Raw genomic sequence first — 14333 nt, 5'->3', positions numbered from 1 at the left:
TTTAATCAAAATAATAAGTACAATGATGATTTAAGTATTTCGATTAATATAAACCTGAATACTAATAACTTACAGAATACAAAATAGTAATTTTATCGATACTAAATCCTAATCCCTAAATCCCAACCCCTACTTAGTAACATTAATTAGTTGCTTCACCTCCACCTTTTACATCATCATTTTTAACACCTTTCGTTTTCTTTTGTTCCACGAATTTCATGTTACCAATTTTAAGATTTAAGGTCAATTTGATGTTTTGGTTGTAAATATTATTGACACTTACTTGGTTAAATTGAGCAGAATTTAACGTTGAAGTCATTGACATTCCTCCGAAGAAGTTTTCTCCCGCTAAACCGATACTTCCTTTTTTGTTAGGTAAATCTTTCTTTAAACCCAATGAGTACATACCAGCACCGCCTTGCATACCTTGTAATTGTACTTGATTGCCTCTGTATCCTCCAAATCCTTGAATTCCCCAACCGTTTGGCAATTGCACTTGCGTCATTATTCTTCCGCCCAAAGTCCAGCCCGAATTATTAATGGTTGCATATTTTCCTGTGGCATCAACTACCTGACCATCTAAGTAATTATACATTAAATCTATTCCGCCGTTCAAGCTCCATTTTGAAGTCAAGAAAACATTTCCAAAAATATTTGTACCGAAAGTTTGTTGCTTACCTACGTTTTGGAAAGTTGTAACAATAGCACCTGCCAAAGTGTCTGACGGAGAACTGATACGCAAAATTGAGTTATTAGTTTGTCTTCCAAAAATAGACATATTTAAGTAAGTCTTATTGATATTTGTACTTAAACTCAATTCAACATTATTGGTAATTTCTGGTTTTAAACTTGGATTACCAATGGTGATATTCTGTGGATTAGCAGCGTTAAAGTTTGGATTTAATTGTTGTAATCCCGGGCGAGAAATACGGTTATTGTACGCCAATTTCAAAGTAGAATTACCGCCAAGACTTTTTGAAATATTAACACTTGGTACTAAATTTCCATAAGATGGAATAGCAATGTTTCCTTTTTGGTCATTTGCCTCAATCGTTGTGTATTCGTAACGAGTTCCAACCTTAAAAGTATATTTGTTTTTCGTTGAATAGGTGTACGAAACATACCCAGAAGAGATATTTTGAGTATAATTCAACAAACCTGCTGGATTTTTAGCATCCGACGCAAATGCTCCTGTACTTCCTGCAAAAAGATATTGATAATCACTATCAACTTTACGAAAAATGCTTTTTAAACCTACTTCAAACATCTGATTTGTTTTAATAGGCGTTACATAATCTGTCTGTAATGTAAATTCTTTGTTTACGTTACCATTTAAGTTTCTTTGACGACTTACCAATGTTTTAGCGTTATTTAACAAATCTGCATCAAAATTATTAGTCAAGTTGTTTTGGCTATACATCGTTGAAATTGACCATTCTTGTTGAGGTTTGAAAGTTCTAACGTAGTCTAAGTTTACATCAATTGAATTTGAATTATCCTTGCTGTCAACATTACGGAATGAAGTTGAACTTAACTTCTCATTTACAAACAAATTGGTCGTATAGTCTTGTCCACGATTGAAATTACGTGTTCCAAAATTGATTGAAGCCGCCAAAGATTGTTTTTTAGAAATCTCATAATCGAAACCTAAATTATATCTTCCAAACAAACCATTATCCTGAGCATCAGCCGTTTGTTTCGTTAAAACTGTATTGTTATTTTGTAAGGTAGATTGGTCTAAAGTTGTGAATGCTTTGTTGTAAAATGCACGACCAAAACCGCCTAATGTTACCCCTAATTTACCTGAACGATAACTTCCATTCAATCCTAAATTTGAACCTCTCAAACCAAGTCCAGAGTCAATATTCAATGAAAATCCTTCAATCGTTGACTTTTTAGTAAGAATGTTAATAATACCTGCCGCACCTTCAGCATCATATTTGGCAGATGGCGAAGTGATTACTTCAACTTTCTGTATCAAGTCAGCAGGAATCATTTTAAGAGCATCTGCAATACTGCTTGCAACTATCGTTGAAGGTTTGTTATTAATCAAAACTTTAATATTCGTAGTTCCTCTCAAAGACACATTACCATCTAAATCGACCGATAACATGGGTACTTTCTTGAGAACGTCTGCGGCATCACCTCCACGAGACGACAAATCTTTTTCGGCATTATAAACCAAACGGTCAACTTTTTCCTCAATCATAGATTTTTCACCAGAAACGGTTACACCTTCAAGCATTTTTGAACTTGGACTCAACTTGATAACGCCTAATTCTATATCTTTTCCTTTTTCTATTTTGATATTATCAAAAACTTTATTGTCGTAACCGATAAAAGTTATCAATAATTTATACTCGCCTACGGCAATTTTAGACATTGAAAATTTACCTTTTTCGTCAGCAATAGTTCCATCAATTGGTTTATTGGTAGTTTTATTGATTAATGAAATATTGGCAAACTCAACTGCCCCAGTTAAGGCTGAATCAACCACATACCCCGTAATTTTTGAGTTACCTTTTGGAGCATTACTTTCAAAACTTGGCGTACTTGGTTGATTATTTTGACGGTTTCTTCCGTTTCCATCTCCGCCACCTCCGCCTGGAGGAGGTCCAAATTGTGCATTTACGATGGCACTTGACATCAATATTAAAGCGAAAATATAGCTTAGCTTTTTCATATTTTTGATTTTTTTATGTTCTACTGTAAAATCTGGAACAAAGCAAATCATAAAAAATTACATTCTTTTTAGTATTATATAGTTCAGCAATACTATTCGACAAACAGGCTTATAAACTCGTATTGCCGATTTGCCGAATAAATGAATCCAATTATCGAAAAAGGAGGTAGATTAGTAGAAAAACATCCCAAAATGAGTCAAATCAAAACCAAAAAGTATGTTTTTTTCTAAAATAATGCAGTCCTTTGAGTGATAATTACAAAAACGATATGCAAGTTTTCATTCAACGATATAGAGTTTTCTTATTACACCTTGCTTTTTGGTGTGTATATTCTTCATTCTTTTTCTATCAAATCACATTCTCTCGGCATGGCGAAGAACCTGATTACCCAAGAGCTTTTGCTGATGCCACAGCTCAAGTATTTACGATGGTTTTGGCGAGTTATCTAAACTATTTTTATTTTTTACCACGTTTCCTGAAAAATAAAAATATGGGCAGGTATTTACTTGAATACATCATTCCTTTCGTGGTCTTGATTTTATTCCTCATTTACGTAAAAAGATACATTTATCTCTGTTATGATGACGGACGACACGGTTTTCTGTACAGTACAAAATTTATTGTACAGTCATTTTCAAGCTCGCTTTTTATTGTCATTTTCGTTGGAATGTTGAAGTTTGCAGAAGATTGGTTTGAATTAGAAGCAAAAAGAAAAGAGGTAGAAAACGAAAAACTTACAGCAGAATTACGCTTTCTTAAAGCACAAATCAACCCTCATTTCTTGTTCAATACTCTCAATAATTTATACTATTTGGCATTTACCAATTCGCCCAATACAACCGAAGTTATTGCCAAACTTTCCCAAATGATGCGTTACATGATTTATGACTCAAATCATGCGAAAGTGCCTGTTTCTAAGGAAATTGAGTACATGGAAAATTATATAAGTTTAGAAAAATTAAGATTAAACAATCAAATTCCTATTCAATTTGAAGTGCAAGGAAATACCGATAGACATTCAATTGTTCCTCTGATTTTTATAGCTTTCTTGGAAAATGCCTTTAAACATGGCGTAAGTAACAACGCAAAAGAAGCATGGGTAAATATTTCGATTAAATTTGAAGGCAACAATTGTATTTATAAGGTTGAAAACTCAAAAATACCCAAGAATACCAATAATGAAGAAAAATCTGGAATAGGTTTAATAAACTTACAACGCAGATTAGATTTGAGTTATCCAGATAATTACACATTAAATGTGGAGGATAACCCGCAAAATTATTCAGTTACTTTAAACTTGAATTTGATATGAAAATTAATTGTTTGGTAGTCGAAGATGAGCCGTTAGCAAGAAATCTAATGACTGCATACATTGAGAAAATACCTTATTTGAATTTGCTCCAAGCGTGTTCAAATCCATTAGAAGCGATTGATTTTTTGAGAGAAAATACCGTAGATTTGTTATTTTTGGATGTACAAATGCCTGAAATTACGGGAATTACACTTTTAAAGATTCTTCAAAAAAAACCATTAGTCATTCTAACAACTGCATACTCCGAATATGCTTTAGAAGGATACGAACATGATGTGATGGATTATTTATTAAAGCCTATCACTTTTGAACGTTTTTTAAAAGCAGTAGAAAAAGCTCATGCAAGATTGAGCAATGTTACTTCAAATACGATAATTCAGGAGAAAGTTGTTAGTCCTCCAGATGGCGTACAGCCATTCATTTTTGTAAAAGACGGCACAAAATTAGTTAAAATCAAGCTTAATGATATTCTGTACGTAGAAGGTTTAAAAGACTACGTAACCATACACACACGCACGCAGAAAGTTGTTACGTTACAGCGTTTAAAAACTTTGGAGGAGGAATTACCCGAAAATAAATTTATTCGCATTCACAACTCATTTATCGTTGCTTTTGAAGCCATTGAAGCCATTGAAAAAGAAAAAGTACAAATTAGTTCAGTTTTCATTCCAATTAGTGACACTTACAGAAAAACGTTTAAAGAGTTTATTGATGCGTCAAATTTGAGCAAATAAGTACTAAAGTTAAAGTTCCAATAAAATATCTCGAATTAGCTCATATCTTTCTGAAGTAATCAAATGTCCATTTTCTGGTAGAAAAATAAAACGTCTCGGTGTATTCAGTACAGAATCTACATATTTTCCATTTGATGGTTCTATAATCCAATCTTTTCCGCCCTGTAAAATAGTTACAGGGCATTTTATTTTATTCCAATCTTGAGCGAGTTTTTCCAATTCCCTCCGATGAGCAAATTTTTCATCACTTGCCCTATTTGCATATTTTGGTAAGAAAAAACGAGCAAATTTTGAATTCACAGGTTTAGAAAACCACCAAAACTTTTCTTTTTGAGGGTCACAAGCTGGAGCGACCAAAATAAGTTCATCTACCAATTTGGGATTGTCCATTGCCAATTTGGCTGCAATTGGAGCTCCATACGAGCGTCCTAAGACCACAACTCGTCTTTGGTGGGAAGAAATCAGCGGTTTCAATAAATTAGCCTGTAAAGCAATAGATGTTTCTCCAACTCCTGATTTATTGTACCCTGCACGGTCTGGGGCAACAATTTGAAACTTCTTCAACAAAAGACTATCCTTAAAAAACTCCTTATAACCAAACCAAGCCCCCGGAGCTCCATGAATGAGCATTAATATCGGTTTATCAGTATTCTTTGAAAAAGCGTAATGAATTGTATGGTTTAGTGTATCAGAAAAAGCAAATGATGGTAAGTATTCCTTATTTTGATAATATTGAGAAATTGCGGTGTCATTAAATTTAAAGTTCTGCATACAAGCAGAAAGTAAGAAAACGTAAAAACTTAAAAGCAATCCATTTTTTAATCGTAAAAATATATTCATAATAACTGAGGCAATTTTCTTCATCATCAAACTTGCCTTTCAAAATTATTCAACGAGCCAGATATCGCTCTCTTTAATGTATAAAAATTTATCATTCCAAATTACCCTTTTCCAAATATCATTCCCTCCTATCACATTTAGTCGATGTCCCTTGTCAATACTTTCAGCAATTTCAGCACCCGCAGAAGGTTCAGAACGTAAGTAAACACCATCACGATTTATAATACCTTGGTGATACTTGTCAGGTAAATTCAAAAGTAATCCAATACCCAATAAATACACCCATAAAAATATTTTTTGATTAAGCGGTATATACTGCCTTTTGTATTTTTTAGTGAATAATATCACAAAGATATATATCCCCAAAACCATAAGTAAAGCCACCAAGAAACCTGAATATTGTTTGTAAAACAAAATTAAGAAGTTAAAATCGTTCAATTCATACCCTTTCAATTCATGAGAAGTACCAATTTCATTCAATTTCAGTAGGACTTTTTGAGAGGGTTTTTGCTCATAAGCCTTGTTTAAATAGTAGAGTGTTTTCAAAAAATCACCTTTTTTTTCTTTTATAGATGCCAATTTCAAAAAAAAGTTACTCGACGGATTTTTTAAATTTTGGAGATTTTGTTCAAAAATTGGCTCTGCCGAAAAGAAATTCGCAAATTTATATAAAGAATCTGCACGTCGTAACGTTGTAGCATCACTCTGACTTTTAGCAAGTTGCAGAGAGGTAAGAAAAAAAGTTAAAAAAAATATGATTTTTTTTAGATAGTTAGCTTGCATCGTGTTTTATAAATTCGTAGTTTTGCACCGCAATTAAGGAAAACAAAATGACAAAAACAAAAGAAGTTTAAGTCAGTTATTTCGAGAAAAGCAATGATTCCGTAGCTCAGCTGGTAGAGCAATACACTTTTAATGTATGGGTCCTGGGTTCGAATCCCAGCGGGATCACGAGGGTTACAAATAGTAACACTCCCTTCGTGTCAGAGGACACACTTTATATATACAAACTAAGCATCTAATGCAGCGTTTGAAGATTCCGTAGCTCAGCTGGTAGAGCAATACACTTTTAATGTATGGGTCCTGGGTTCGAATCCCAGCGGGATCACTTCTAAGGTTTTTAGTACACAAAAAAGGTTCTGATTAATGCTTAATTGCATTTCAGAACCTTTTTTATTTGTCTTCTTTTCGCCCTTCTGTTCATTCGTACCGAGAATATTGAGTTTCGTATAAAGATTAACTCTAATTCGTATAGCGAAACCATCTAATCGTATCGACATTTCTATTAATCAAATAATTTCTATTAACACGGCATTGTTTTGGTTTTTGTTAAAAAAATCCACACAAAAAACCCTAATAATTATGCCCTACAACACTCCTTACAACCCAATGAAAATCTCCTTTTATTTCAAGTATTCGCAAACCTCAGCGAAGAAAAATCAAGGTTTCGGCTCTATTTATTATTACCTGATGCTGGGTAATAGAAAAACAAAAGAAAAATCCACTGCAATATCCTGCCACATCAACGAATGGGATGCCTACAACAAACAGTTTATCGGTAAAGATGCCGTATCAAGAAACCTTAAAATTAAGCAGATAAGCGATATTTTAGAACAAAATAAGCTAATTAAGGAAGTTTTGAACGAGCCTTTTACGGGCGATGAATTAATAGAAATGACTACCGTTAGTGAACGGTTCAAAAAGACCTTCCTAACCGTTCTACAAGAATATATTGATGAGCAGTTTTACAAAATAAGGAAGCCAAAGATGACAAAATCTCAGGCGAACATTGAAGAGTCCACTTGGAGAACATATCAGAAACGTCAAAAAAACATTGTTGAGTTTCTAAAAAATACTAAGAAGACAGGTATTCCTGTGGCTGACTTTGATGCACGAATGTGTGAACTCCTTGATAATTATCTTACACAAACTGGACGTGGGCAAGCATACGCTACAAAACACGTAAAACTTGTAAAAACGGTTATGACTTTTGCCAAAAGTAACAAATTGATTAAAGTCAACTTTGCAGAAACCTACAAGATTAAACCTGAGCCAAAACGAACCGTGAAAACGCTCCGTCAGGAAGACTATGATAAACTTGAAAAAATAAGACCATTGCTCTCAAATACGGAGCTTAAATACCTTGATGTACTTCTGTTCATGCGTGAAACCTTTATGCACGTTGGCGACTATTTAGAAACTACCTCAGAAAATATTACCAAATATGACAACGGACAAGTTTGGATTATAAAGCCTCGTGTTAAAAGAATTGAAGAGAATAATCAAATACAAGTCATTCCACTATCTGAAACAGCCCTTAAAATCATCGAGAAATACGGTTCTATTGAACAAATGCCTCATACCAAGCAAACTACTATCAATCGCTACATTAAACAAGCCTGTGCCAAAGCAGACATCAAACTAAATGTATCCTCAAAATGTGGTAGAAGTTCGGGAATTTCGCTAAAGTATAATTTTGGCGGAATGAGAGAAAGTTCAATAGCAGCCATTGCGGGCTGGACTTCCACCAGAGAACTCGTAAACTACTTAGAAATTGACATGGTTCAACTGCACAATGAGTTCTTGGGAGAAAGAGCCTAATTTATATTTCGATTAGGTAATTCTACGCTAAAGAGTTCTCAAATACGAAACTATCTTTGCAAATAATTTTAAACACTTAAACAAATTCACCATGAAAAAGATTACACTATTATTTTTACTTATTGCTATTGCTCTAAATAGTTGTAAAACAAAAGATGCAACACCAGCTCCGAAAGCAGAATTTACTTATACAATAAACGATGAAGGATTAGTTAATTTTAGAAGTGTATCAACAAATGCTACTACAACAGAGTGGCTCATTGATAATTCAAAAAAAACATCTACCTCATTTGATTATCAATTCAGTAGAAATGGCAATTACCAAGTAAGTTTAACGGCAAAGGATGCTTCTGGTCAGAGTGATGTTGTTGTAAAATCAATACCAATTAATAATAGAACAGCATCATTGACTATTTATCGAGCATATCCTACGGGAAAAAGTACAGTAACTGTTACTCTTGATAATAAATATAGTGGCTTAATTAGTGGAGAGTACTATTTTAGTTCTACTCCAGATTGTGGTAATGTTTATTCAGCCTCTTTTAACAAACTTCAAGCAGGTTCACATTCTTATTTTTGTAAAGAAATATTAACTGGAGCTACTTGGTCAGGAACTGTAAATGTTACTGGAGGAGTTTGTCATTTCGTTAGTTTAATCAAATAAATTCAAATAGCTTTTATGAAATATCTTTTATTTATCCTAATCACATTTAGTTTAGTGGGCTGTACATCCGACAAAGTTTTATTTAACGTTTCTACAAGAAATCAATTAATTGGAGATGATATTGAATTACAAACACTTCAGTTTTATACAGAAAAGCAGTTTCAATTACATCGTGAATTATCAAATTCGGATGTTTCTGTTAAATCAGGTAAAATCAAACAATTGAATGGGAAGCGTGTTAACATCCTTAATTTTTATTCATTAACACCTTGTTTGTTAAAGGCAGATTCCACAGATACTATGAACTTTGCTTTTGAAGAAGGAAATGATAGAACATTGAAATTTTACTTAAATCGTAAAAATGGAGAATACAGGCTTTACTATAATCCATCAAACTATGAAATCAAATATGGAGATGAAAAGTTTGTACTTAAAGCTCCTTATGAAGTCAGATTATTAATTTCCAGAAGTTCTCTTAATTTAACTAAAATAACAAAATCGACTGTTAAAGGAATTAAGATTAAGAACTAAACAAAAAAGCCATTCAAATATGAATGGCTTTTTTGTTACTTACGTTTATCAATCGCTGGTAATAATATCACATTTGTAGTTTTTACAGCATCAAACCTATCATCTGTAGTAATTACTGGTAAACTTAAATATTGAGAAGTAGCAGCAATAATTGAATCCATTAATTTCATTGAGGTAGTCAATCGAATTCTTATAGCCAGCTCTCTAATTACTTCATTTAAGTAAACTACTGTAATTCCTTTCAAAAAGGTTCTCAATACGGCTCTATCTTGAGCCGTCATTTTTTTATCACATTGAATTTCCATTTCGGTAATCTCAGAAATTACGATGTTTTTATTTCCAACTGCGTCCAATTCTAATGATTGCCCTTTCAGAAAATAACCGAGGCAGTTAGTATCAAGTAAAATATATTCTTGCTGATTCATCATCTTAAATCTCGTTGTAGTTCTAATGGGTCTGTTCCAAATCTGATTTTACCAACAAAATCTCTTGCGTTAAAAGGTTTTGCTGTTTGATTAAGATTTTTGAAAATTTTATCTATATCGGCTTTCTTAGCATTTGCTGGTACTTTAATTGTCATGGTCGTAAAAGTTTATTTGATAAACAAATATAAGATTTTTTCATTCATTATGTGATGATTTAATTTTTGTTCTATCTTTGCACCGCCTAATTTCACCAAAATAGATTACCAAAACATAATGCAGGAAGATATACCCTGCATGGAGTTCCGCTTGCGGCGGAATTATGTTTTGGCTATTTTGGTAGTGAAAATTAGGCAGCCATGCGGGGTTTTAATGTATTGCCATAAAAGCGGAAGCCACTCAAATTGAGTGGCTTTTGTGTTTGAGATACAACTACTTTCTATCATCACTTATAATCAGTTTGCCAGTAATTATCAAAAATCCAATTATGGCACTTAAAACTACTAAACCTGCAACTACGGCAACTTCTACTACATTCCTTTGTTCTCGAGTAGTTGCTGTTTTTCGAGCATCAATGTATTGGTTATAAGAATTAAAACCATGTTCCGTTAGCTTTGCCCTTATTTGTTCTTGTGTCAAACCTGCTTTTAATAATAGCTTCTCATACTGATAATAATCATCAAGAACTGCTTTGTTAGTATCAATCTTCAAATTTTTTAGTATCATTTTCGTGTGTCTTAAATGGTTTTCAAAATATTGACTGATTCGGTAATAATATATTTTTGAGAACTATATCCCCAGTGATAAGCATCCTGTAAGCTAAGTCCTACGGTTTCAATTGCCCGATAACGACTATTTGAATTGACAATGTTCTGGAGAGCATTGTTAAACTTCAAGAATGCCCCGAACTTCGTAATCACCACTTTTATGTTATTTCCAAATTGAGAATTGAGAAAGTTTAAGTGGTTTTGTGTGGCTGTTTCAAATTGGTTTTCGTTCAAAATATTGGCTACTTCATCATTGATGCCGTGAGAATACACCATGTAAACCGTGATGTTATTGGTGATTGACCTGAGTGCAGTCATAGCAGCGTTGGCACGTGCAATAATTTTATTCCGATAATTGGTATCTGCTCCTTCGTTGTATTGCCCAATCAAAGAACCTCCCTGAGACAAATTGACCAAGAAAACTTTCTTACCACCAAATGCTCCTGCATCCACCAGATTAGCAAGTCCTAAATCCCAGCCGTGTGAGTTGGCAGGAGCAGCGAATTGGTCGATTGAATTATTTCCACTAATATTAAGCGGTTCAAAAACTAACGATGAATTGTTTAAAATCTTGATATTCCTCACTCCTATTTCCGATGGCGAGGCATGGTCATTATGCACTTGGTTTCCTGCGTTGGATTCTCCTGCAAATGCCATTAAAATTACTTCTTCATTACTAACTGTTCCGCCAGTTGTTCCACCTGATGATGGTACGGTAGTAATGTTTGTTGGACTGTATGACGAAGGCGTAAAAACATTTTTTATGGCTTCGGCAGTATTGCCAAGTAGAAGCTTTATGGGGTTACTGCTTGTTTTTGCCAGTTTAAACAATTGTAAAAAGTTATTCCAAGCATCTTTAAGTTTTGTTTTTGAACTTTTACTGACTTTACTAAATGAAATGCCAAATAAGACAAGGAAAACTCCGAGTATGATGAACCCGAATATTTTCAAAATTTTTAGTACCATTGGTGTGTTGTTTATGGGTTGATTTTATGGAATGTAACAAGTTAGGCTGCCATGCGAGGTTTTAATTTCTCCTCAAACAAACTCACCATATCCCTTGTGGGTTTATAATTCATCGTAATTACTTCAATTTTCATTCCTTCGTTTCCAGTTAAATGATTTCCTGTTTTTGCTGATGATGGCATCTTTATTTGAAATTGATACCATTTGTTTCGCTTGCGGTACTTTTCTAAAATCGGACTTGGAAAGGTAGTCAGCATAAATTTCCCAACTAAGTTTTGGCAGGTTTTCAATAATTGCTCAAAGTCCTTTTCGGTGTATCCATCATAATGCCCCATGTTAGCTTGGAAGTATGGCGGGTCAATAAAATGAAAAGTATCTGGCGTATCCATGTTTTCTAATACTCGATTGGCATCACGATTAAATATTTGGGTTCTTTCCAAACGTTTCAAATACCGCTGGTCTATCATTTCCTTTTTGTTTTGGAAGCCCATAGCCGTATTTCGTTGGCGTTGAAACTTCCATGAATTGTCGATGATATTTAGAAATGACTGTTGGCTCAAAACCAATAATGCCCATGCTCTTTCAACGTTGGTGTACTTTTTAGGATTGTTGTAAATCATTGATGCCCGTTGATGCTCCTTTTCAGAAAACAATGTTTTGTCCAACTCCGCACTCAAAGCTTTGAACTCTTTCTTACAAGTTCTGTAAAAATTAATAACCTCATCATTGGTATCGTTAATGGCTTCTATTTTTACTGGTTCTTTTGCGAAGAAAACTGCTCCACCGCCAAAAAAACACTCTGTATATACCTCATGGGGAGGTATCAGTTGCAGGATTTTGGGTGCGAGATTGGTTTTGCCACCGTAATAATTGATTGGAGTCAATAATTGAACAGATTGAGGTTCTTCTACTTTCGGAACAACCTTAATGGGGTTTGAAATAATTTTGCCTAATTTCATTTTATGGGTTGTTTACAAAAAAAGCCAGCTTGCGGTCTGGCTTTTTGGGGTTCGGGTATCGTAAAAACGCTGGTACTTCCTGGTCTTTACGAATTGTTTTTAATGTTTTGCGTTTGGGTTCTAATCTCCTGAGCTAAACGTTTAATTTCCTGCTGTGCTTTTCGAACTCTTGTGCCAGCTGAGTCATTACCTTCTAAAAACTTCTCGAAGTCTTTTTCTATACTTGCGAATTGAGCTTTCTGAGCTACAAAATCGGCTTTTAATTTTTCGTACATTTTGATTCGTGTTTAAATATTAAAAATTATTTCTTTTCTCTAATTGAACTCAATTTGGAAGAAGGAACTTTGTACAATAATTTCCCGATTCTCAAATTGATATAATACTCGTAATCTGGAGCTTCTGGGAAAATATCAATGTAATTGTTTTTTGGTAATTTTATTTCTGGAATTCTAAAGAATGTTTTAGCTTCTAATGTATCATTTGGTGTAAGAGTCTTTTTAGTATCAAGTTGATAATCTCCCGGACTAAAATCTGTTACTTCACACTCAAAGGTTTCTTTAAAACTGAACACATAGTCAACATTTGAGTAAATGACTTTATTTGTTGACTCAGCTTTTGAATGAGCTAAATTCAATTCGTATTGTTCAATTTCTTGTGGAGTTTTCAGTTTTACCAAACTTTTCTTAATGTGTAAATCTGCTACTCTATTTACACTCAGATTAGCTCTTTGAAGATTAAACTTTTTAGAGACTAAAATAAAATCTACATTCTTCGCTTCTTCATCGGTAAATATTTTATCAATTTTGAAATTAGTTCCAACATACTGAGGCTGATTAATTTCAGCAGGTTTATAGATGAGTGTTCCTTTAGGGAATGTAAACGAAAATTGATTATCCGAAGCAATATCCCATACGGTTACATCTTCCAACAACTCATATAAAGTAGTTGGAACAAGTTTTGGCATTTCATCACCAGCACCAACATTTGAATTACCTAATAATGGATTTGCAATACTATTTTTATTTTTTTTAGTAATAAGGTACACAACAAAAACAATAATGGCTAAACCAATAATTGACAGAGCCACTAAAATAGGCTTAGATATTTTCTTAAATAATTTCATGTTGTAGTTTATTTAAACTATAAAATGTTCTGAGTAATAAAATTTACCTTTTGCGGTAACGATATGCTTAAAGCCTGTATCATCTTGATTGCCAAATTCAATAATTAAACTGTTTGGAATAACTACGGCTTGAACTTCATCATAAAAAATGTATGTCATGGTTTTAACTTTTTAGTACATTTTTAATTGTACGTTTTAGACTCTAAATATTGGAATGTTTGTAATTCTAACTTCTGGATTTGGTGTATTAGAATTAGTATTTGTGATTAGTAAAATTCTCTTAAAATAGTTAGTAGATTTATCATTATCTACATAGAAATCATTCGATAAACTTGGAGCTAATTCAGAATGTTCGTTAAAATACCCTCCTGTATAGGTTTGACCTTCATTAAAAGTAACTCCGTCTTTTGTAAATGTTTTTAAAGGAACAAATTCAAATTGTTTTGCTCTGGACATTTCTGCGACTTTCTGCATTGCTTCAGTATCGACATATAGAGTTCTTACTTTGTTACCTACCAGAATTTGATTACTTGCCAACTTGGAAGGAAATAATTTTCTGTACAGTAAAGCAAACAATGCGTAAACCAAAACAATACTAACGGCTATCCAAGCCCATTTTGAGGATGATTTTGTATCTTCTTGACGAAGAAAACGAATTGATTTTGATACCGAAATAATCAATCCGATGATAGCAGCTATTGCGAGAATTAATATTAACATTTCTTTATGT

At 33.4% G+C, this 14333-nt stretch carries 17 protein-coding genes and 2 tRNA genes; 7 read left to right on the top strand and 12 right to left on the bottom strand.

What is annotated here, in order from left to right:
* Window positions 1-142: 142 nt before the first annotated feature.
* On the bottom strand, window positions 143-2683 hold the full coding sequence (locus tag LV89_RS09360) for a TonB-dependent receptor (protein ID WP_109742780.1): 2541 nt from the start codon (window positions 2681-2683) through the stop codon (window positions 143-145).
* 269 nt (window positions 2684-2952) lie between these two features.
* Here LV89_RS09360 and LV89_RS09355 point away from each other — a divergent pair, with 269 nt between their 5' ends.
* Together LV89_RS09355 and LV89_RS09350 are read left to right on the top strand one after the other, a co-directional pair.
* Window positions 2953-3996 carry a sensor histidine kinase gene (locus LV89_RS09355; protein ID WP_109742627.1) on the top strand — a complete coding sequence of 348 codons (1044 nt, stop codon included), beginning with the start codon at window positions 2953-2955 and terminating at the stop codon, window positions 3994-3996.
* Window positions 3993-4730 carry a LytR/AlgR family response regulator transcription factor gene (locus LV89_RS09350; protein ID WP_109742626.1) on the top strand — a complete coding sequence of 246 codons (738 nt, stop codon included), beginning with the start codon at window positions 3993-3995 and terminating at the stop codon, window positions 4728-4730. Before LV89_RS09355 ends, LV89_RS09350 begins: the two co-directional genes overlap by 4 nt.
* 9 nt (window positions 4731-4739) lie before the next feature.
* Here the strand turns inward: LV89_RS09350 and LV89_RS09345 are convergent, their stop codons facing one another.
* Together LV89_RS09345 and LV89_RS09340 are read right to left on the bottom strand one after the other, a co-directional pair.
* A complete protein-coding gene (locus LV89_RS09345; RefSeq protein WP_211321182.1) occupies window positions 4740-5501 on the bottom strand; it encodes an alpha/beta fold hydrolase in 762 nt (253 codons plus the stop codon).
* Between the two features lie 114 nt (window positions 5502-5615).
* Window positions 5616-6353: an SH3 domain-containing protein gene (locus tag LV89_RS09340; protein WP_109742624.1), complete on the bottom strand. Its 738-nt coding sequence runs from the start codon at window positions 6351-6353 to the stop codon at window positions 5616-5618.
* A gap of 95 nt (window positions 6354-6448) precedes the next feature.
* Between LV89_RS09340 and LV89_RS09335 the strand changes: the two genes are divergently transcribed.
* The 5 genes from LV89_RS09335 (at window position 6449) to LV89_RS09315 (ending at window position 9366) form a co-directional block, all read left to right on the top strand.
* A tRNA-Lys gene (locus LV89_RS09335) sits at window positions 6449-6521 on the top strand.
* An 84-nt stretch (window positions 6522-6605) separates the two neighbouring features.
* A tRNA-Lys gene (locus LV89_RS09330) sits at window positions 6606-6678 on the top strand.
* A gap of 281 nt (window positions 6679-6959) precedes the next feature.
* A complete protein-coding gene (locus tag LV89_RS09325) occupies window positions 6960-8171 on the top strand; it encodes a tyrosine-type recombinase/integrase (protein ID WP_158279553.1) in 1212 nt (403 codons plus the stop codon).
* Between the two features lie 91 nt (window positions 8172-8262).
* On the top strand, window positions 8263-8835 hold the full coding sequence (locus LV89_RS09320) for a PKD domain-containing protein (protein ID WP_109742622.1): 573 nt from the start codon (window positions 8263-8265) through the stop codon (window positions 8833-8835).
* A 15-nt stretch (window positions 8836-8850) separates the two neighbouring features.
* On the top strand, window positions 8851-9366 hold the full coding sequence (locus LV89_RS09315; protein WP_109742621.1) for a hypothetical protein: 516 nt from the start codon (window positions 8851-8853) through the stop codon (window positions 9364-9366).
* A gap of 35 nt (window positions 9367-9401) precedes the next feature.
* Here the strand turns inward: LV89_RS09315 and LV89_RS09310 are convergent, their stop codons facing one another.
* From LV89_RS09310 to LV89_RS09275, 9 genes are all read right to left on the bottom strand, one after another.
* A complete protein-coding gene (locus LV89_RS09310) occupies window positions 9402-9791 on the bottom strand; it encodes a PIN domain-containing protein (RefSeq protein WP_158279552.1) in 390 nt (129 codons plus the stop codon).
* Window positions 9791-9946 carry a hypothetical protein gene (locus LV89_RS25145; protein ID WP_158279551.1) on the bottom strand — a complete coding sequence of 52 codons (156 nt, stop codon included), beginning with the start codon at window positions 9944-9946 and terminating at the stop codon, window positions 9791-9793. Before LV89_RS25145 ends, LV89_RS09310 begins: the two co-directional genes overlap by 1 nt.
* A 274-nt stretch (window positions 9947-10220) precedes the next feature.
* Entirely contained in the window at window positions 10221-10514 is a 294-nt protein-coding gene (locus tag LV89_RS09305) for a hypothetical protein (RefSeq protein WP_109742619.1), read from the bottom strand.
* Between the two features lie 11 nt (window positions 10515-10525).
* Entirely contained in the window at window positions 10526-11521 is a 996-nt protein-coding gene (locus tag LV89_RS09300; RefSeq protein ID WP_146199119.1) for a hypothetical protein, read from the bottom strand.
* Window positions 11522-11562: 41 nt separating this feature from the next.
* The gene (locus tag LV89_RS09290) at window positions 11563-12480 is read right to left on the bottom strand and encodes a DNA adenine methylase (protein WP_109742616.1); all 918 of its coding nucleotides are present in this window, start codon (window positions 12478-12480) and stop codon (window positions 11563-11565) included.
* A gap of 86 nt (window positions 12481-12566) precedes the next feature.
* Window positions 12567-12755 (bottom strand): BF3379 family histone-like protein, encoded by a 189-nt coding sequence (locus LV89_RS09285; protein WP_109742615.1) that lies wholly within the window; start codon window positions 12753-12755, stop codon window positions 12567-12569.
* A gap of 26 nt (window positions 12756-12781) precedes the next feature.
* The gene (locus tag LV89_RS09280) at window positions 12782-13603 is read right to left on the bottom strand and encodes a hypothetical protein (RefSeq protein WP_109742614.1); all 822 of its coding nucleotides are present in this window, start codon (window positions 13601-13603) and stop codon (window positions 12782-12784) included.
* Between the two features lie 12 nt (window positions 13604-13615).
* A complete protein-coding gene (locus tag LV89_RS25140; RefSeq protein ID WP_158279550.1) occupies window positions 13616-13762 on the bottom strand; it encodes a hypothetical protein in 147 nt (48 codons plus the stop codon).
* Between the two features lie 36 nt (window positions 13763-13798).
* Window positions 13799-14323 (bottom strand): hypothetical protein, encoded by a 525-nt coding sequence (locus LV89_RS09275; protein WP_109742613.1) that lies wholly within the window; start codon window positions 14321-14323, stop codon window positions 13799-13801.
* Window positions 14324-14333: the final 10 nt, after the last annotated feature.

It is taken from the genome of Arcicella aurantiaca (assembly GCF_003148625.1).
GTDB lineage: Bacteria > Bacteroidota > Bacteroidia > Cytophagales > Spirosomataceae > Arcicella > Arcicella aurantiaca.
This window is presented reverse-complemented; position numbering and strand designations above follow the sequence as displayed.

Bases quoted from the DNA above. Each gene is read 5' to 3' on its own strand.
- LV89_RS09325 (WP_158279553.1), top strand. From the start codon at position 6,960: ATGAAAATCTCCTTTTATTTCAAGTATTCGCAAACCTCAGCGAAGAAA.
- LV89_RS09345 (WP_211321182.1), bottom strand. From the start codon at position 5,501: ATGCAGAACTTTAAATTTAATGACACCGCAATTTCTCAATATTATCAA.
- LV89_RS09315 (WP_109742621.1), top strand. From the start codon at position 8,851: ATGAAATATCTTTTATTTATCCTAATCACATTTAGTTTAGTGGGCTGT.
- LV89_RS09310 (WP_158279552.1), bottom strand. From the start codon at position 9,791: ATGAATCAGCAAGAATATATTTTACTTGATACTAACTGCCTCGGTTAT.
- LV89_RS09300 (WP_146199119.1), bottom strand. From the start codon at position 11,521: ATGGTACTAAAAATTTTGAAAATATTCGGGTTCATCATACTCGGAGTT.
- LV89_RS09290 (WP_109742616.1), bottom strand. From the start codon at position 12,480: ATGAAATTAGGCAAAATTATTTCAAACCCCATTAAGGTTGTTCCGAAA.
- LV89_RS09350 (WP_109742626.1), top strand. From the start codon at position 3,993: ATGAAAATTAATTGTTTGGTAGTCGAAGATGAGCCGTTAGCAAGAAAT.
- LV89_RS09355 (WP_109742627.1), top strand. From the start codon at position 2,953: ATGCAAGTTTTCATTCAACGATATAGAGTTTTCTTATTACACCTTGCT.
- LV89_RS09320 (WP_109742622.1), top strand. From the start codon at position 8,263: ATGAAAAAGATTACACTATTATTTTTACTTATTGCTATTGCTCTAAAT.
- LV89_RS09360 (WP_109742780.1), bottom strand. From the start codon at position 2,683: ATGAAAAAGCTAAGCTATATTTTCGCTTTAATATTGATGTCAAGTGCC.
- LV89_RS09280 (WP_109742614.1), bottom strand. From the start codon at position 13,603: ATGAAATTATTTAAGAAAATATCTAAGCCTATTTTAGTGGCTCTGTCA.
- LV89_RS25140 (WP_158279550.1), bottom strand. From the start codon at position 13,762: ATGACATACATTTTTTATGATGAAGTTCAAGCCGTAGTTATTCCAAAC.
- LV89_RS09275 (WP_109742613.1), bottom strand. From the start codon at position 14,323: ATGTTAATATTAATTCTCGCAATAGCTGCTATCATCGGATTGATTATT.
- LV89_RS25145 (WP_158279551.1), bottom strand. From the start codon at position 9,946: ATGACAATTAAAGTACCAGCAAATGCTAAGAAAGCCGATATAGATAAA.
- LV89_RS09285 (WP_109742615.1), bottom strand. From the start codon at position 12,755: ATGTACGAAAAATTAAAAGCCGATTTTGTAGCTCAGAAAGCTCAATTC.
- LV89_RS09340 (WP_109742624.1), bottom strand. From the start codon at position 6,353: ATGCAAGCTAACTATCTAAAAAAAATCATATTTTTTTTAACTTTTTTT.
- LV89_RS09305 (WP_109742619.1), bottom strand. From the start codon at position 10,514: ATGATACTAAAAAATTTGAAGATTGATACTAACAAAGCAGTTCTTGAT.